The organism is Pseudomonas sp. DC1.2 (assembly GCF_034351645.1).
Lineage (GTDB): Bacteria > Pseudomonadota > Gammaproteobacteria > Pseudomonadales > Pseudomonadaceae > Aquipseudomonas.
This window is the reverse complement of sequence record NZ_CP133782.1, coordinates 1,389,551-1,407,017: the sequence shown is the minus strand read 5'-3', so window position 1 is coordinate 1,407,017 and position 17,467 is coordinate 1,389,551. Positions and strand designations below refer to the sequence as shown.

Annotated in this window: 17 protein-coding genes and 1 pseudogene; 8 read left to right on the top strand and 10 right to left on the bottom strand. The window is 58.8% G+C overall.

What is annotated here, in order from left to right:
* The first annotated feature begins 172 nt into the window (after window positions 1–172).
* The gene (locus RHM68_RS06270) at window positions 173–1,078 is read left to right on the top strand and encodes a DMT family transporter (RefSeq protein ID WP_322221045.1); all 906 of its coding nucleotides are present in this window, start codon (window positions 173–175) and stop codon (window positions 1,076–1,078) included.
* Between the two features lie 59 nt (window positions 1,079–1,137).
* On the opposite strand, the gene RHM68_RS06265 is transcribed toward RHM68_RS06270, so the two are convergent.
* The 4 genes from RHM68_RS06265 to RHM68_RS06250 are packed head-to-tail and all read right to left on the bottom strand — an operon-like array spanning window position 1,138 to window position 4,482.
* Entirely contained in the window at window positions 1,138–2,352 is a 1,215-nt protein-coding gene (locus RHM68_RS06265) for an SAM-dependent methyltransferase (protein ID WP_322221044.1), read from the bottom strand.
* 46 nt (window positions 2,353–2,398) lie between these two features.
* Window positions 2,399–3,016, bottom strand: coding sequence for a TPM domain-containing protein (locus RHM68_RS06260; protein WP_322221043.1), 618 nt, complete (start codon window positions 3,014–3,016; stop codon window positions 2,399–2,401).
* A gap of 57 nt (window positions 3,017–3,073) precedes the next feature.
* The gene (locus RHM68_RS06255) at window positions 3,074–3,823 is read right to left on the bottom strand and encodes a TPM domain-containing protein (RefSeq protein ID WP_322221042.1); all 750 of its coding nucleotides are present in this window, start codon (window positions 3,821–3,823) and stop codon (window positions 3,074–3,076) included.
* Between the two features lie 50 nt (window positions 3,824–3,873).
* Window positions 3,874–4,482, bottom strand: coding sequence for a LemA family protein (locus RHM68_RS06250; RefSeq protein WP_322221041.1), 609 nt, complete (start codon window positions 4,480–4,482; stop codon window positions 3,874–3,876).
* 249 nt (window positions 4,483–4,731) lie between these two features.
* Here RHM68_RS06250 and bglX point away from each other — a divergent pair, with 249 nt between their 5' ends.
* Complete coding sequence (bglX, locus tag RHM68_RS06245; protein WP_322221040.1) at window positions 4,732–7,023, top strand: beta-glucosidase BglX; 2,292 nt, start codon at window positions 4,732–4,734, stop codon at window positions 7,021–7,023.
* Window positions 7,024–7,116: 93 nt separating this feature from the next.
* Here the strand turns inward: bglX and RHM68_RS06240 are convergent, their stop codons facing one another.
* The 5 genes and pseudogenes from RHM68_RS06240 to RHM68_RS06220 all read right to left on the bottom strand — a co-directional run bounded on the left by RHM68_RS06240 (window position 7,117) and on the right by RHM68_RS06220 (window position 11,408).
* Window positions 7,117–8,274, bottom strand: a complete 1,158-nt coding sequence (locus tag RHM68_RS06240; RefSeq protein ID WP_322221039.1) for a phosphatidylserine/phosphatidylglycerophosphate/cardiolipin synthase family protein — start codon at window positions 8,272–8,274, stop codon at window positions 7,117–7,119.
* A gap of 1 nt (window position 8,275) precedes the next feature.
* A pseudogene (locus RHM68_RS06235) lies at window positions 8,276–8,867 on the bottom strand (YceI family protein).
* An 82-nt stretch (window positions 8,868–8,949) separates the two neighbouring features.
* The gene (locus RHM68_RS06230; RefSeq protein ID WP_322221038.1) at window positions 8,950–9,279 is read right to left on the bottom strand and encodes an amidase; all 330 of its coding nucleotides are present in this window, start codon (window positions 9,277–9,279) and stop codon (window positions 8,950–8,952) included.
* The gene (locus tag RHM68_RS06225) at window positions 9,276–10,370 is read right to left on the bottom strand and encodes a serine hydrolase (RefSeq protein WP_322221037.1); all 1,095 of its coding nucleotides are present in this window, start codon (window positions 10,368–10,370) and stop codon (window positions 9,276–9,278) included. Before RHM68_RS06225 ends, RHM68_RS06230 begins: the two co-directional genes overlap by 4 nt.
* A 150-nt stretch (window positions 10,371–10,520) precedes the next feature.
* On the bottom strand, window positions 10,521–11,408 hold the full coding sequence (locus RHM68_RS06220; RefSeq protein ID WP_322221036.1) for an acyl-CoA dehydrogenase family protein: 888 nt from the start codon (window positions 11,406–11,408) through the stop codon (window positions 10,521–10,523).
* A 154-nt stretch (window positions 11,409–11,562) separates the two neighbouring features.
* On the opposite strand from RHM68_RS06220, the gene olsB reads away from it, so the two are divergent.
* Window positions 11,563–12,318 carry an L-ornithine N(alpha)-acyltransferase gene (gene olsB, locus RHM68_RS06215; RefSeq protein WP_322221035.1) on the top strand — a complete coding sequence of 252 codons (756 nt, stop codon included), beginning with the start codon at window positions 11,563–11,565 and terminating at the stop codon, window positions 12,316–12,318.
* On the top strand, window positions 12,318–13,109 hold the full coding sequence (locus RHM68_RS06210) for a lysophospholipid acyltransferase family protein (protein ID WP_322221034.1): 792 nt from the start codon (window positions 12,318–12,320) through the stop codon (window positions 13,107–13,109). Before olsB ends, RHM68_RS06210 begins: the two co-directional genes overlap by 1 nt.
* Window positions 13,110–13,195: 86 nt before the next feature.
* Here the strand turns inward: RHM68_RS06210 and RHM68_RS06205 are convergent, their stop codons facing one another.
* Complete coding sequence (locus RHM68_RS06205) at window positions 13,196–13,789, bottom strand: ACP phosphodiesterase (protein ID WP_322221033.1); 594 nt, start codon at window positions 13,787–13,789, stop codon at window positions 13,196–13,198.
* A gap of 155 nt (window positions 13,790–13,944) precedes the next feature.
* On the opposite strand from RHM68_RS06205, the gene RHM68_RS06200 reads away from it, so the two are divergent.
* The 4 genes from RHM68_RS06200 to RHM68_RS06185 all read left to right on the top strand — a co-directional run bounded on the left by RHM68_RS06200 (window position 13,945) and on the right by RHM68_RS06185 (window position 17,209).
* The gene (locus RHM68_RS06200; RefSeq protein WP_322221032.1) at window positions 13,945–14,265 is read left to right on the top strand and encodes a helix-turn-helix transcriptional regulator; all 321 of its coding nucleotides are present in this window, start codon (window positions 13,945–13,947) and stop codon (window positions 14,263–14,265) included.
* 2 nt (window positions 14,266–14,267) lie between these two features.
* The gene (locus tag RHM68_RS06195; protein ID WP_322221031.1) at window positions 14,268–15,434 is read left to right on the top strand and encodes an MFS transporter; all 1,167 of its coding nucleotides are present in this window, start codon (window positions 14,268–14,270) and stop codon (window positions 15,432–15,434) included.
* Window positions 15,435–15,464: 30 nt separating this feature from the next.
* The gene (locus tag RHM68_RS06190) at window positions 15,465–16,514 is read left to right on the top strand and encodes an alkene reductase (RefSeq protein WP_322221030.1); all 1,050 of its coding nucleotides are present in this window, start codon (window positions 15,465–15,467) and stop codon (window positions 16,512–16,514) included.
* A gap of 206 nt (window positions 16,515–16,720) precedes the next feature.
* Complete coding sequence (locus tag RHM68_RS06185; protein WP_322221029.1) at window positions 16,721–17,209, top strand: hypothetical protein; 489 nt, start codon at window positions 16,721–16,723, stop codon at window positions 17,207–17,209.
* Window positions 17,210–17,467: the final 258 nt, after the last annotated feature.

Sequence of the window (17,467 nt, the reverse complement as noted above, 5' to 3'; positions counted from 1 at the left end):
TCCACCGGGTCGGGTAATAACCAGTTACTACGGCGTTATGGTTCATCGCGGACAGGCTCGCGATGGCGTTCTCAAACTGTACGGATATTTCTGTGCCTAGCTGTAAGCGCCAAACCCAAGGCTTTATGGCTAGATAAAGACTCTTCCCCCCCCTGAATTCTGGTCCCCGCTCATGTCCTCACGCGAAAACACCGGCATGGCCCTCGGCCTGCTCGGGGTTGTGATTTTCAGCCTCACCCTACCCTTCACGCGCATCGTCGTGCAGGAACTCCATCCGTTGCTCAACGGCCTGGGTCGGGCGTTGTTCGCGGCGGTTCCGGCGGGGCTGCTGCTGTTGTGGCGCCGCGAGAAATGGCCAACGTGGACGCAGGTCAAAGGCCTGTGCCTGGTGATCGCTGGGGTAATCTTGGGCTTTCCGGTGCTCTCGGCCTGGGCCATGCAAACCTTGCCGGCGTCCCACGGCGCATTGGTCAACGGTTTACAGCCGCTGTGCGTCGCGCTGTATGCCGCGTGGCTGTCCCATGAGCGCCCCTCAAAAGCCTTCTGGGCCTGCGCCGCACTCGGCAGTGCGCTCGTACTCGTTTATGCACTGATCAGCGGTGCCGGCAGTATTCAGGCCGGTGACTTGCTGATGCTTGGAGCGATTGCCATCGGCGGGCTGGGCTACGCTGAGGGGGGCCGGCTGGCCAAGGAGATGGGCGGCTGGCAAGTGATCTGCTGGGCGCTGGTGCTCTCGACGCCTTTGTTGATCGGGCCAGTGATGTATTTAGCCTTGCAACATGAGGGGGCGATTTCTGCCAAGACCTGGTGGGCCTTTGGCTACGTCTCGCTGTTTTCGCAGTTCTTCGGCTTCTTTGCCTGGTACGCCGGGCTGGCGATGGGCGGTATTGCGCGGGTCAGTCAGATCCAGTTACTGCAAATATTCTTCACGATCGCGTTTTCCGCGTTGTTCTTTGGCGAACACATTGAGCCGATCACCTGGCTGTTTGCGGTCGGCGTAATTGCGACGGTGATGGTGGGGCGCAAGACCGCAATCAAACCCAATGTGCGAGCGAGCCACCTCGCGAAGGGGGCATAACATCGCACATTTGCACTGACTAACACTGCGCCTTCGCGAGCCGGCTCACGCCCACCGGGTCAGAGGTAGCTGTCAGCCCGCAACAGGGTTTCGAGGCAATGTTCGGTGATTTGGTAAAAGGCCTTCAGTTCTTCGATTTTCACCAACAGCTGAGTCGGGTCCACCGGTTCTGCGCGTTTGACCGCCAGGATCATCTTGTTCTTGTTGGTGTGGTCCAGCGAGATGAACTCAAACACCTTGGTCTCGTAACCACAGGCTTCAAGGAACAATGCACGCAAGCTGTCGGTGACCATTTCCGCTTGCTGGCCAAGGTGCAGGCCATATTGCAGCATCGGCTTGAGCAGCGCTGGGCTCTGGATTTGCAGACGGATCTGTTTGTGACAGCACGGCGAGCACATGATGATTGCAGCGCCGGAGCGGATACCGCTGTGAATCGCGTAATCGGTCGCGATGTCGCAGGCATGCAAGGCAATCATCACGTCCAGTTCGCTCGGCGCGACGCTGCGCACATCGCCGCACTTAAACACCAGCCCCGGATGCTCCAGTTTCGCGGCGGCGGTATTGCACAACTGCACCATCTCTTCGCGCAGCTCAACGCCGGTGACTTCGCCTTCCGCCTTCAAGGTATTACGCAGATAGTCGTGAATCGCGAACGTCAGGTAACCCTTGCCCGACCCGAAGTCCGCGACGCGCACTGGTTTATCCAGTGCCAGGGGCGAGGTGGTCAACGCATGGCTGAAGACTTCGATGAACTTGTTGATCTGCTTCCACTTGCGCGACATCGACGGGATCAGCTCCTGCTGCGCATTGGTCACGCCCAGGTCCTTGAGGAATGGCCGGCTGAGGTCGAGGAAGCGGTTTTTCTCGCGATTGTGCTCGGCGGACGGCACCTCGCGCAATTGCTGAGGTTTGCTCTTGAACAGCGAAGATTTGCCCTTTTTACTGTATTCCAGCTGAGCTTCGTCAGTCAGGGACAATAAATGCGCATTTTTAAACGCGTCCGGCAGCAACGCAGCGATGGCCAACACCCCTTCAGCCACCGCAAAATTCTTGGTGATATCGCGGGTCTTGTAGCGATAGACGAAGGACAGGCAAGGTTGATCCTTGACCGTGAGTTGCTTGATGATCAGCCGCTGCAGATCTACCTCGGTGCCGACGTACTTGGCCAGCACCAGTTTAATGAAGGCGTTGTGGTCGAGACTGGTTTGCAACAGGTCGATGAACTGCGCGTGATGATCCGGCACGAGGCTGGCGGGAGTGGTGGTGACAGACATGGGTAAAAACAGCCTCGGGCAATGCGAATCGGGAATGGCGGGTATTCTACCCCAACACCACCAACCGATTCGGTAACTCGTTCCTCACCTGCGTCACCGGCACATGCACCTTCAGCAACTCGCCGCACGCCTCGATGCAGGTCATAAACCCCTGCAACGTCTGCCCCTGCTTCACCTGCTGGGTGAAGGTCGCCACAATCACGTCCCAACTCTTGTCGGGCAGCCGTCTGGAAATACCTTCGTCCACCAGGATTTCCACATAGCGCTCGGCCTCGCAGACGAAAATCAGCAGTCCAGTGCCGCCGACGGTGTGGTGCAGGTTCTGCTCCAGAAACTGCCGCCGCGCCAGGTTTGACGCGCGCCAGTGGCGCACGGAACGCGGGATCAGTCGCGTAGTGACTTGGGGAATGCGAAACACCAGGCACAACACGATGAAGCTCGCCCATTGCACCAGCAACAGGCTGTGCAGGGTCAGTGCGCCGGTCAGGTAATGCACGACTCCCGGCACCACCAACGCCAACAAGCTGGCCCACAGCAACGGGATGTACGCATAGTCGTCGGCGCGAGCTGCCAACACTGTCACCAGTTCGGCGTCGGTGTCGCGCTCGACCCGGGCAATCGCTTCGGCGACTTTGCGTTGTTCGTGTTCAGTCAGTAGTGCCATGGTTATGAGTGCCTGCTCGCTATTATTTTTAATCGCAGTGGTGTGACCTGCGTGTGATCACCAGCCGCCCGACGATCCACCGCCACCGAAACTGCCACCGCCGCCGCTGAAGCCCCCGCCTCCACCGCCGCCGCCGCCAAAGCCTCCTCCGCCAAAACCACCACCAGAGCCACCCCGGCCGGTTGGCAGTATGCCAAGCATCTGGCAGATGAAAATCGTAAGAATGAACAGCATCACCACAATGATGAACAACAACGGATGCCGAGAGACGAAGTCACTCTGTTGATCGCCCCCGGTGTCATACACCGTCGACGGTTCGTCCAGTGGGCTGCCGCCCAAGACCACCAGCATCGCCGCGACCCCGTCGCTGATGCCTTTGCTGAAATTACCGGTCTTGAACGCCGGGGTGATCACTTGATTGATGATCACCGAACTCTGCGCATCGGTCAGGCGATCTTCCAGGCCATACCCGACTTCAATTCGCAGCTTACGCTCGTCCCGAGCGACGATCAGCAGCGCGCCGTTGTTCTTGCTCTTTTGGCCAATACCCCAGGCGCGTCCGAGTTGATAACCGAAGTCCGCGATGTCAGTGCCTTGCAAGTCCGCCAACGTCACCACGACCAGTTGTTCACCGGTAGCGGCTTCGTGGGCCTGGAGTTGCTGGGTTAACTGCTCGCGCACCGCGGGCTCGATCATCTGGGCGCTGTCCACTACCCGCCCGGTGAGTGTCGGAAACTTCAACTCGGCCTGCGCCGTGACGGCAACCCCCCAAAGCAACAGCAGCAGGCCCATTCTCAAAAAGCGCATTAGCAACCTCATCCAGGGTGACGCTTCATGCCGACCTGCCTTTCAGCCGATCAAAATTTAACCTGTGGCGCTTTTTCGGCGTCAGGACTCGTGGCCTCGAACGTTTCACGCACAGGCAGATCGCTGTACATCAGGCTGTGCCACAAGCGACCGGGGAACGTGCGAATTTCGGTGTTGTATTGCTGCACCGCCAGAATGAAATCTCTGCGCGCCACGGCGATACGGTTTTCAGTGCCCTCAAGCTGCGATTGCAGTGCCAGGAAGTTTTGGTTGGCCTTGAGGTCCGGGTAACGCTCGGACACCACCATCAAACGACTCAGCGCGCCGGTCAACTGATCCTGGGCCTGCTGGAACTGTTTGAGTTTTTCCGGATTATCCAGCGTCTTGGCGTCCACCTGGATCGACGTCGCCTTGGCTCGGGCTTCAACCACCGCCGTCAGGGTGTCCTCTTCGTGCCTGGCGTAGCCCTTGACGGTTTCCACCAGGTTGGGAATCAGGTCGGCGCGGCGCTGGTACTGATTCTGTACCTGGGCCCAGTCTGCCTTGACCTGCTCGTCGAGCGTCGGAATATTGTTGATGCCGCAGCCGGCTAGCAGTGTGGTCACCACCACCATTGCCGCGACTCGCAGGCTCGAACGATAGTTGAGTCGTACATTCATGCAGGTGATGCTCCCTTACACATTCAGTTGAAAAACAACCAGCGACCTTCAAACCCGGCGGTTGAGGCATAATCTGCCGCCGCTACTGGATTGCGCTGGGTCAATGGGCTAAAAGATGCCCAGCGCGAGCAAGAGTTCAGAAGTGTGGTGCATTTTCCTGAACATCGCCCAAACAACAATAGTCGCTCCCTAAATTTTGGCTGACCGGCGCGTATCCATAGCCGTTTAGGCTTTTTGAGAAAACCATTCATGAAGAAGCTGTGTTTGCTGGGCCTATTCGTCAGTCTGGCCAGTCATACCGTACTGGCCGCCACGACCCCCGCACCCCTGGAAAACAAGGACGCTTTCATCAGTAACCTGATGAAACAAATGACCCTTGATGAAAAAATCGGCCAGTTGCGCCTGATCAGCATCGGCCCGGAAATGCCTCGGGAACTGATCCGTAAGGAAATAGCCGCGGGCAACATCGGCGGCACGTTCAACTCGATCACCCGCCCGGAAAATCGTCCGATGCAGGATGCCGCCATGCGCAGTCGGTTGAAAATCCCGATGTTTTTCGCCTATGACGTCATCCACGGCCACCGCACTATTTTTCCGATCAGCCTGGCCCTCGCGTCGAGCTGGGACATGGACGCTATCAGCTTGTCCGGGCGCATCGCTGCCAAGGAAGCCGCCGCCGACAGCCTCGACATCACCTTCGCGCCAATGGTCGATATTTCCCGCGACCCACGCTGGGGCCGGACCTCTGAAGGTTTCGGCGAGGACACCTACCTGGTGTCGCGAATTGCCGGGGTGATGGTCAAGGCCTTCCAGGGCCAGGGCGCAAACGCAGCCGACAGCATCATGGCCAGCGTCAAGCACTTTGCGTTGTACGGTGCGGTCGAGGGCGGTCGCGACTACAACGTCGTCGACATGAGCCCGGTCAAGATGTATCAGGACTACCTGCCACCGTACCGCGCCGCCATCGACGCCGGTGCGGGCGGCGTAATGGTTGCGCTGAACTCGATCAACGGCGTGCCTGCCACCGCCAACACGTGGCTGATGAACGACCTGTTGCGCAAGGAATGGGGCTTCAAAGGTCTGGCCGTCAGCGACCACGGGGCGATTTTCGAGCTGATCAAGCACGGCGTCGCTCGCGACGGTCGAGAAGCGGCGAAGCTGGCAATCAAGGCCGGCATCGACATGAGCATGAACGACACCCTGTACGGCAAAGAGCTGCCGGGGTTGTTGAAGGCCGGTGAAATCGAACAGAAGGACATCGATAACGCCGTGCGTGAAGTGCTCGGCGCCAAGTACGACATGGGCTTGTTCAAAGACCCGTACCTGCGTATCGGCAAGGCCGAGGATGACCCGGCCGACACCTACGCTGAAAGCCGTTTGCACCGTCCGGAAGCCCGTGACGTTGCCCGCCGAAGCCTGGTGTTGCTGAAAAACCAGAACGAAACCCTGCCACTGAAGAAAACCGCGAAAATCGCCCTGGTCGGTCCGTTGGCCAAAGCGCCAATCGACATGATGGGCAGTTGGGCCGCCGCCGGTAAACCGGCGCAATCGGTGACCCTGTTCGATGGCATGAACGCCGCCGTGGCCGACAAAGCCACGCTGATCTATGCGCGCGGAGCCAACATCACCAGCGACAAGAAAGTCCTCGACTACCTCAACTTCCTTAACTTCGATGCGCCGGAAGTGGTGGACGATCCCCGTCCGGCTCAGGTGATGATCGATGAAGCGGTGAAAGCCGCCCAAGACGCTGACGTGGTTGTGGCAGCGGTCGGCGAATCCCGTGGCATGTCCCACGAATCGTCGAGCCGCACCGACCTGAACATCCCGGCCAACCAGCGCGAGCTGATCAAGGCGTTGAAAGCCACCGGTAAACCGCTGGTGCTGGTGTTGATGAACGGCCGTCCGCTGTCGATTCTCGACGAGAAAGAGCAGGCAGACGCGATTCTGGAAACTTGGTTCAGCGGCACCGAGGGCGGCAACGCCATCGCTGACGTGCTGTTCGGCGACTACAACCCGTCAGGCAAACTGCCCATCACTGTTCCACGTTCCGTGGGTCAGATTCCGACCTACTACAACCACCTGAGCATTGGCCGTCCGTTCACACCGGGTAAACCGGGTAACTACACCTCGCAGTATTTCGATGACACCACCGGGCCGCTGTTCCCGTTCGGTTTCGGTCTGAGCTATACCGATTTCAGCCTGACCGACATGGCACTGTCTTCGACGACGCTGAACAAAACCGGAAAACTTGATGCCAGCGTTTTGGTCAAGAACACCGGCAAGCGTGACGGCGAAACCGTGGTGCAGTTGTACATCCAGGACGTGACCGGTTCGATGATCCGCCCGATCAAGGAACTGAAGAATTTCCAGAAAATCATGCTCAAGGCTGGTGAACAGAAAGTCGTGCATTTCACCATCACCGAAGATGATTTGAAGTTCTACAACACTCAGCTCAAGTACGCGGCAGAGCCTGGCAAGTTCAACGTGCAGATCGGCCTCGATTCCCAGGACGTGACCCAGCAGAGTTTTGAATTGCTGTAACCCCTCAATCGCCAAAAAACCCATGGGAGCGGGCTTGCCCGCTCCCACAATTGATTGAAGGCCTGGCCTGATTGTGTGCTCGACGCTGCCCTTCTAACCGCGTCGATCCAATAGATTCACCACCAGCCGATCCACCCATCCCCACACCCGCTGCTTGATCCGCCGCCATAGCGGCCGACGTCGCCATGCTTCCAGGCTGACTTCCTGGCTCAGGGCAAAATCCGTCTCGAAACTCTTCACCACGGCGGCCGTCAATCCGGGGTCCAGCGCTTCGAGGTTGGCTTCCAGGTTAAAGCGCAGATTCCAGTGATCGAAGTTGCACGAACCAATGCTCACCCAGTCATCAATCAGGACCATTTTCAGGTGCAGGAAACAGGGCTGATATTCAAAGATTTTGACGCCGGCCTTAAGCAGTCGCGGGTAGTAGCGATGCCCGGCATAGCGCACCGACGGGTGATCAGTACGCGGCCCCGTCAGAAGCAGGCGGACATCCACACCGAGGTTCGCGGCCTTACGCAGTGAGCGGCGAACTTTCCAGGTGGGCAGAAAATAGGGGGTTGCCAGCCATATCCGCCGCTGGCCGCTGTTCAATGCACGCACCAATGATTGCAGGATGTCCCGGTGCTGGCGCGCGTCAGCGTAAGCGACCCGACCCATACCTTCGCCTACAGAAGGCACGCGGGGCAGCCTTGGCAGGCCGAATGGCGAGACCGGTCGCCAGGCGCGGCGATGGCGGTTGGCGACCCATTGGCGGTCGAACAATAACTGCCAGTCGAGCACCAGTGGGCCGACGATTTCCACCATTACTTCGTGCCACTCGCTGGTTTCTTCGCCGGGCGTCCAGAACTCGTCGGTGACACCCGTGCCGCCCACCACCGCCACACGCTGATCCACCAACAACAGCTTGCGGTGATCGCGGTAGAAGTTGCCGACCCAGCGCCGCCAGCTCAAGCGATTGTAAAAGCGCAACTCTACTCCGGCCTCGATCAGGCGCCGACGCAGGTTCATTGTAAAAGCGAGACTGCCATAGTCGTCGAACAAGCAGCGCACCCGCACACCGCGCGCGGCAGCCTGGACCAGTGCGTGGACCATGGCCTCAGCGCAGGCACCCGCTTCCACCAGGTACAACTCCAGCTCAATATGTTCCTCGGCCTGGGTAATGGCCATCAACATGCGCGGAAAGAACTGGGGCCCGTCGATCATCAGTTCGAAGCGATTGCCTTCACGCCAGGGGAACACTCCGCGAGCCATATCAGCGCGCCGTAAAAATCAGCACCGCACCCACCGGCACCGACAGGCTGATGGCCGACAACCCGGCGACCTTACGCAAGCGTTCCAGACCCGGAACGAGGTCAAAATCTTCGGCATTAATCACCAGCGGCTCCAGGGTCACCACCTGAAAGCGCCGATCATCCAGACGCGTCGCCAACAGCTCGGCGTTGTAGTCGTGTTGCTTGCCATGGAGGCTGACGGTCAGCGGCAAACGTAATTCAACCTGTGCGCCGGGAGCCAGGTCGTTGATCGGACGCAAATCGATCTGTGCGCTGATCTGCGCCTCGGGGAAGGTCTGGATGTCGAACAGCTCCTTGCGCATGCGCTCGTCACGCAGGGGAATGCCGCTGTTGACCGAGTCCAGCTCAACGTCGACGTTTTGCCAGACCCTTGGCATCGACCTTGCCGTGCAGCACCAGAAAGCGCTGAACTTCGCTGATGTGGGCGTTTTTGGTACTGATGAACGACAGCCGCGAGGATTCACCGTCCAGGTACCAATCGGCATGTGCCGGCAGCGTGGCACCGACCAGCAGGAGGAAGGCGAGGGTTGGCGAGAAGGAGCGGTTGAACATAGACACTCATGGGGCAGATAAACCTGAGGGAACCTTAACCGGCCTGAGGCAGGTTGCAAGCTCCCTCGTCACAAAAGCATCATCAGGGTTGCAACTGACATCCTTGGCGCTCGCCAACCCACTGGGCGCTATTGCTCCGCCCCAGACCGCTGACCACCACGCGCCGGGAGGCGATGTCATCGACAAAACCACTGACGGGCAACCACTGTTTCACATAGCCTCGGCAATAGTCGGCGTCGTTGTTCATCACGTACCGGCACGAACAATATTCTTTGGCGGTATAGGCACTGATGATGTCCGCAAACGCCCACAACGCCACCCGCTCCTGCCAGATCCAGCCCATCAAAAAAACCAGCAGCAACAGCAGAACACTGCTGAACGGGCGACGACGGAAAAAATGTGCGCGACTCATGGCTGCACCTTCTCGGCAAACGCTTTGAGCACGAGCTTGAGCAATTCGTTGTGCCGGTAGCTGCCGTCCCGATCATCGCCGTAACGCACGATCACCAGGTTTTCGCTGGGAATGACATACATCGCCTGCCCCCAATGGCCCAACGCGGCAAAGGTATCCACCGGCGCCGCAGGCCAAGGTGGCGCCGCGCCGTCCACCGCACGATTGAGCCACCACTGGCCACCGGGGACAGCATCGTCCTGGTGGGCGCGATAACCAGCGAACGGCTCGCGGTTGAAGGCGACCCAGTCCTTGGGCAGCAATTGGCGATCCTGCCAACGCCCGTCGCGAGCCATCAACAGCCCAATGCGCGCCAGGTCGCGGGCGGTCAGGTAGGCATAGGACGAAGCGACGAATGTACCGCTGGCGTCGGTTTCCCAAACAGCATGGTGAATCCCCAACGGTTCGAACAATGCAGCCCAAGGATAATCCGCATAGCGGTCCGCGCCGACGATGGATTTCAGCGCCGCTGACAGCAAATTGCTGTCACCACTGGAATAACGAAACGTGCGGCCCGGCGCAGCGTATTCATCGTGCGCGGCGGTGAACGCAGCCATATTCGAGTGACCCAGGGTGTAGAGCATCGCCACCACCGAGGATTTCAGCGGCGCATATTCATAGTCTTCCTGCCAGTCCAGGCCGGAAGCCCAATGCAACAGGTCGGCCAGGGTGATCGCCGGGTGATTTTCCAGCGCAGGATAGAACTTCACCACCGGGTCATGGAGCGAAAACAAGCCCTCGCCATAGGCCACACCGAGCACCGTGGCCATCAGGCTTTTGCTGATGGACCACGTCAGGTGCGGGGTGTCGGCCGTGGTAGGGCCCCCATAGCGTTCGTAGATTAATTGACCGTCACGGATCACCAGCAAGGCATCAGTGCGAATGCCTTTTCGAGTGATGTCATCGCGGGTTGCGAACGCATAGCGCTCCAGAGCTTCAAGCGCTGGACCGCCGACTGTCGGGCCTTGCGACCACTGCTCGGCGGGCCAGTTTTCGGCGCGAACGGTGGCGCTAATCAGCAGCAAAAAGAACAGGGACAAGCCTTTGAACATAGCAAACACTCGGATAATCAACCTGCTTAGCCTAGACGAGGTAGATGACAGTTTTGAAATGTGCGTTACCCAACAGATCGCCTTGGCGAGCAGGCTCCCACAGGGGAACGTATTTCAAATGTGGTGCAAGCCGACTCGCGAGAGGACCTTTTAAACCAGCGAAGATCCCGCCAACGCCTTGGCCAATCGCTTACCTCTAGCCCCCGCCGCCAACTCCATCACCGCTTGATCGCGCTGCCACATTGTCGCCCACAGTGGCAGCCCGGTTGACAGGGCCTGATCCATCTCAGCCTTGAGTCCATCAAACTGCGCAAACAACCCACCCAACAGCACGTGCCCGGCCGGGTTAGTCGGCGCCTGACGAGTGGCTTCCGCACACCCGGCCAACAACGCCAGCAACCGCAGTTGCAAGCTTTGCGGCCAGTGGCTGTCCTGACCGACGCCGTAAAGCCAAGCGGTCATGGCGCTCAAGACGTAGATGTCTTCCAGGGTGCGGAACGGTTTGACGTAAGCATCCCACCCATCGCCGGCCAGCAACTCGCAAAAGGCGTTGTCGAGAAACACCCGACTGTGACTGATGTCGGGCATCAACGCGATGGACGGGAGTTTTTCCAGGCGCACGCCCGGTTCACCGGGATAGACCACCGCCAGGCTCAGTCGCGGGTCTTCGCCGAGCGCTTCACTGCGGGCGGCAATCAGCAGCCAGTCAGCCGCATCGCCAGCGGTAACGAAATCCTTGCGCCCGTTCAGGCGCAAATCCTGGAGCCGGGTCTGCATCTCGGCCGGACGCAGGCTGCGCTGTTCGGTCGCGCACAAGGCGCCGAGGCTCAGCGGCGCACTAGGCCACAGCACGCGCAACGCCGCTTGATACCCCACCAAAAATGCCAGCCCAGGGGTCGCCATCAAGCGCGCACCGGCCACTGCGAGCTCGAACGGCGTGACCGTGCCCAACTGATGCAACAAGGCCGCAAAGCCTTCCGCCAGATCATCGTGAGCGGGAAGGCGTTCACCGCGGTTGAGCAGGGTTTGCCAAGGCATTAGAGGCTCCTCGTGGGCTGTCATATAAGCATCACCAAAGCTTCATGGCGATGACACCGGGGCTACATAGCCTGACTTTGCACAACACGGCTGCATAAAGAAAGTCGATCGGCTGCCACCCACGACGGATGAACAGCCCGCACGGAGATTCGCAATGACTCAGATCGCCCGCATCAGCGACACCGGCAATGAACGCCGCCTGCAAGCCGAACGCCTGATCGGTGTCGAGGCCTTGCAGGAAGCCCAGGCGCTGCGCTTCAACGTGTTCAGCGGCGAATTCAACGCCAAGCTCAAAGGCGCGGAGCTGGGTCTGGACATGGATGACTATGATGTTCACTGCGCCCACATCGGCGTGCGCGACATGAACACCGGACGTCTGGTGGCCACCACCCGCTTGCTTGACCACACGGCGGCCAGCAGCCTGGGACGGTTTTACAGCGAAGAAGAATTCAGTTTGCACGGCCTGGTTCATCTCAAAGGTCCGATTCTGGAAATTGGTCGCACGTGCGTCGATCCGGCCTACCGCAACGGCGGCACTATCGCCGTACTCTGGGGCGAATTGGCCGAAGTCCTGAACCAGGGTGGCTACAGCTATTTGATGGGTTGCGCGAGCATTCCGATGCAGGACGGCGGAATACAGGCCCACGCGATCATGCAGCGCCTGCGCGAACGCTACCTGTGTACCGAACACCTGCGAGCCGAGCCGAAGAAGCCATTGCCGACGCTGGATATTCCATCGAACGTGATCGCTGAAATGCCTCCGCTGCTCAAAGCCTACATGCGCCTGGGCGCGAAGATCTGCGGCGAGCCGTGCTGGGACGAGGACTTTCAGGTCGCCGATGTGTTCATCCTGCTCAAGCGCGATGAACTCTGCCCGCGTTACGCCAAACACTTCAAGGCGGCCATGTGATGAGCCGTTTGCGGGTGTACGCGCGAATTGCGCGGGTGCTGGTGGTGGTGGCGCTGGGGTTGAGCATGGCCAGTGTTTTCGGGCTGTTCGAGCGCGCAGGGATTGCTCACTCGATGGTTCGTCGCCAGCGCTGGTCACGGTTTTTTATGGCGCGTTTGAGCAATGCCCTGCCCTTTCGCGTCACCGTGCATGGCGAGTTGCCCCAGGCGCCAATGCTCTGGGTCAGCAACCACGTGTCCTGGACCGATATTCCCTTGCTGGGCATGATCACGCCCCTGTCGTTTCTGTCCAAGGCCGAAGTACGCACTTGGCCGGTAGCGGGCTGGTTGGCGGCCAAGGCCGGCAGCCTGTTTATCCGTCGCGGTTCGGGCGACAGTCAGTTGATTCGCAAGCAGATGACCCGTCACCTGGAACAAAACCACCCATTACTGATGTTCCCGGAGGGCACCACCACCGATGGGCGTTCGCTGCGTACCTTCCATGGTCGACTGCTGTCAGCGGCCATCGATGCCGACGTGGCGTTGCAACCGGTGGCGATTCGGTATTTACGTGACGGTGAAATCGATGCGTTGGCGCCGTTCATTGGCGATGATGATTTGCTCTCGCACCTGATGCGTTTGTTCGCCAATGATCGGGGGGATGTGGAGGTGCATTTGTTGAAGCCTATTGCTTGTGAAGGCCGCGAACGGGCAGCCTTGGCCTTCGAAGCACAGCAGGCCGTGCAGAAGGCGTTGTTTGGGGCGATGCCTGAAAAGCAGCACGTCCCGATGCGTCCCGCTATCGCCGCTTGATGCTGATGCCCCTGACAAAAAACTGTGCGAAGGCTACTTAGCGTCCGGCAAGGGTATCGGCGGTAACGCCGCCTTCGCGAGCAGGCTCACGCCAACGGTAAGTTCATGTCGCGGGCGTTCTGCGCGAAGTCCTGGAGCTGCGGATAAAACACGCGAAAGTCATCACTTAACGGTTCATACAACACCCGCAAGTCCTGCATCGCCCCTGCCAGTTCCTCCGGCCTGGTCAACCGCCGCGAAATCCCCCGCAACACCTGTTCCAGCACCGCAAACTCTTGATAAGAGCCCAACCAGTCATTGGCCACCATGTGCGGCACAATTTGCGCCAGGCGTTCTGGCAACTGCGGCGCGCTGGACAGCACCCGATAAACATCCGATGTGAAATGCACCAGCGGCCGGTCAGCGTAGAGCGTCCAGTCCCGCGCCAGGCAGTGATCGAAGAACACATCAAGCACAATGCCGGCGTAACGTCGACGGGTGACGGAAAACCGTGACAGCGCTGCGTCCACCAACGGATGGCGGTCGGTAAATACGTCGATGCGTCGGTGCAGTTGGATCGCGGCCTCGATTTCCGGATCAAACTGCCCTTGCAACTGTCCTTTGACGAAATCGCCATACAGACTGCCGAGCAATTGACCGGGGCGCTGGCCGCCAAGGTGCAGATGAGCGAGATAGTTCATGCCGCGCAGCTTAGCACTGCGCGCAACATATCGTTATAACCCGATATACCGATTTATGCGGTCTTCAGATCAAAAACATATTGGTATATCGCAATGTGCCGATTTAAAGTTCGCCCCATCGCGATACAGCGTTTTACTCATCACGAGTCCACACCATGACCCTCGACCTCGACGAAATAATAAAAGCGCTGGCGCACCCAGTACGCCGAGACATCCTCATCTGGCTGAAAGATCCCAAAGTCCAGTTCCCGCAGCAGACTCACAACCATGAGTACGGTATCTGCGCCGGACAGATCGACCAGCGTTGCGGTCTGTCCCAGTCCACCGTGTCGGCACATTTGGCGACCTTGCAACGAGCAGGTCTGATCAGCAGTCAGAAGGCCGGTCAATGGCACTTCTTCAAACGCAACGAGGACGTGATTCAGGCGTTCCTCGACGCCATCGTCAAGGAGCTCAGCGCTCCGGCAAGGAATTAACAATGCCACTCTCGCTACTCATTCTGGCCTTGAGCGCGTTCGCCATAGGCACCACCGAGTTCGTCATCATGGGCTTGCTGCCCGATGTGGCGGCTGACCTTGGTGTGTCGATCCCGGGCGCTGGCTGGCTGGTAACCGGTTACGCCCTGGGCGTGGCCATCGGTGCCCCATTCATGGCACTGGCCACCGCCAAACTGCCGCGCAAGGCCGCACTGGTAGCGTTGATGGGGATTTTCATCGTCGGCAACCTGCTGTGCGCCCTGGCCAGTGATTACAACGTGCTGATGTTTGCCCGCGTGGTCACTGCCCTGTGCCACGGTGCATTTTTCGGCATCGGTTCGGTGGTCGCCGCCGGCCTGGTGCCGGCTAACAAACGTGCGTCGGCGGTGGCATTGATGTTCACCGGCCTGACCCTGGCCAATGTCCTGGGCGTGCCACTGGGTACGGCCCTCGGTCAGGAGGCTGGCTGGCGTTCGACCTTCTGGGCGGTGACCGTCATCGGTGTCATTGCACTGATCGGCTTGATCCGCTTCCTGCCTGCCAAGCGTGATGAAGAAAAACTCGACATGCGTGCCGAACTTCGAGCCCTCAAAGGTGCGGGTATCTGGCTGTCGCTAAGCATGACCGCATTGTTCGCCGCCTCAATGTTCACCCTCTTTACTTACGTCGCGCCGCTGCTCGGCGACGTTACCGGCGTCTCGCCCAAAGGCGTGACCTGGACCCTGCTGCTGATCGGCCTGGGCCTGACCGTGGGTAACATCATCGGCGGCAAACTGGCGGACAAACGCCTGGCCGCCACACTGATTGGCGTCTTTATCTCAATGGCGGTGGTTTCGACCGTCCTGACCTGGACCAGCGTCGCCGTCATCCCGACCGAAATTACTCTGTTCCTCTGGGCCACCGTTTCCTTTGCCGCCGTCCCAGCGCTGCAAGTCAACGTGGTGACCTTCGGCAAGGCGGCACCGAATCTGGTGTCGACGCTGAACATCGGCGCCTTCAACGTCGGCAACGCCCTCGGTGCGTGGGTCGGCGGCAGCGTCATCGCCCATGGCTTCGGCCTGAACAGCGTGCCACTCGCAGCAGCGGCATTGGCGGTTCTTGCCCTGTTGGTGACGCTGATTACTTTCCGTCAGAACGGCGATGCCGAACTGGCTCCTGCTATCCACTGATTAATTGATTACTGACGAGGCTTTTACTTCATGACGACTATTTTCGATCCAATCAAATTGGGCGACCTCGAGTTGGCCAACCGCATCATCATGGCGCCGCTGACCCGCTGCCGCGCCGACGAAGGCCGTGTGCCGAACGCGCTGATGGCCGAGTACTACGTGCAGCGCGCGTCCGCCGGCCTGATCCTCAGCGAAGCCACCTCCGTGACGCCGATGGGCGTCGGCTACCCGGACACCCCAGGCATCTGGTCCAACGACCAAGTGCGTGGCTGGAGCAATGTAACCAAAGCGGTGCATGGTGCTGGCGGCAAAATTGTTCTGCAACTGTGGCACGTCGGCCGGATCTCCCACGAGTCCTACCTGAACGGTGAGACACCGGTCGCGCCGAGCGCCATCCAGCCAAAAGGTCACGTTAGCCTGGTTCGTCCATTGTCCGACTACCCGACCCCACGCGCGCTTGAAGCGGCTGAAATCGGCGACATTATCGATGCGTACCGCGTCGGCGCCGAGAATGCCAAAGCGGCTGGTTTCGACGGTGTGGAAATCCACGGCGCGAACGGTTACCTGCTCGACCAGTTCCTGCAAAGCAGCACCAACCAACGCACTGATAGCTACGGCGGATCACTGGAGAATCGTGCGCGCTTGTTGCTCGAAGTCACCGACGCCGCGATTGAAGTCTGGGGCGCCGGCCGTGTTGGTGTGCATTTGGCACCGCGCGCCGACTCGCATGACATGGGCGACGACAATCTGGCGGAGACTTTCACCTACGTCGCTCGCGAACTGGGTAAACGCGGTATCGCGTTCATTTGCTCGCGCGAGAAAGAAGCCGGCGACAGCCTGGGCCCTCGTCTAAAAGAAGCCTTCGGTGGCGCTTACATCGCCAACGAACGCTTCACTAAAGACAGCGCCAACGAATGGCTCGCCAGTGGCAAGGCTGATGCGGTCGCCTTCGGTGTGCCGTTCATTGCCAACCCTGACCTGCCGGCTCGGTTGAAGGCGGATGCGCCACTCAATGACGCTCGCCCTGAACTGTTCTATGCCAAAGGGCCGGTAGGTTACATCGACTACCCGACACTTTAACTTAGATTTAAAACCCCCAAATATTCATATTCGGGGGTTTTATTAGTTCACAACATCATAAAACCATACACACACCGCAAATAATTTAAAGTCGCTCTTTCAGGAGCCGACTGTTAACTTCAGTCTCGTCTACGGCTAATACACCAAACAAGACGAAACTCACTTTTTAAACTTCTATCAATATTACTGTTCAAGGATGAACACCCATGCACAAAAAAATTTCGACAGTTCTGGCACTGGCGCTACTGCCTCTTTCAACCCAGCTGTTTGCAGCCAATCCCAACCATACCGAAATTACCTACAACACGCGCAATGCCACTGCTGCGCCTATTGTTCTCACTCAACCGAGCCCCGCCCAACGCGACAGTGGGCTTGCTCTGTCAACATTTACCATTCCGCCACAAAATACCCTGGACACTTACGCCACTTATAACTTGGGTTTTTTATCGATGAGTCGCTCTAAGCCGAGTGTTGTAACTGAAACATTCACCTACGCCTCTGGGACCAAGGCCTGCACATTCAGTACAACGATCAGCGTCAAAAAAACATGGGGAGTGTTTAGCCCAAGCTATGAGGCAACCCGTACTGCTTCAGCCGTGTCGACGGGCACTCAACTAGCAACTTGCCAAGCCCGCGTTTCGGCGCAAATGGGCAGTCTGCCTTTCAACTACACCGTCAATCTGACAATCAAGTAAACACTGCGGCATCAACATCAAAAGGCTTTCACCCACCGATTGCGCCGGATTTATCACCTGAGCTTGCGCACAGACACCGGAATCACTCACAAGCGTTCACACGTTGGACACAAAATTCCTACAAAATACGTAGCTCACTACCTATGAACCGGATCGAAGTACGTATATAAAAGCACCCCATCACAACAAGGCGAGCGAAGAGATGATCTTCGCTCGCCTTGTTGGGTCGGCACACACGACCCGATTACACATTTTTTT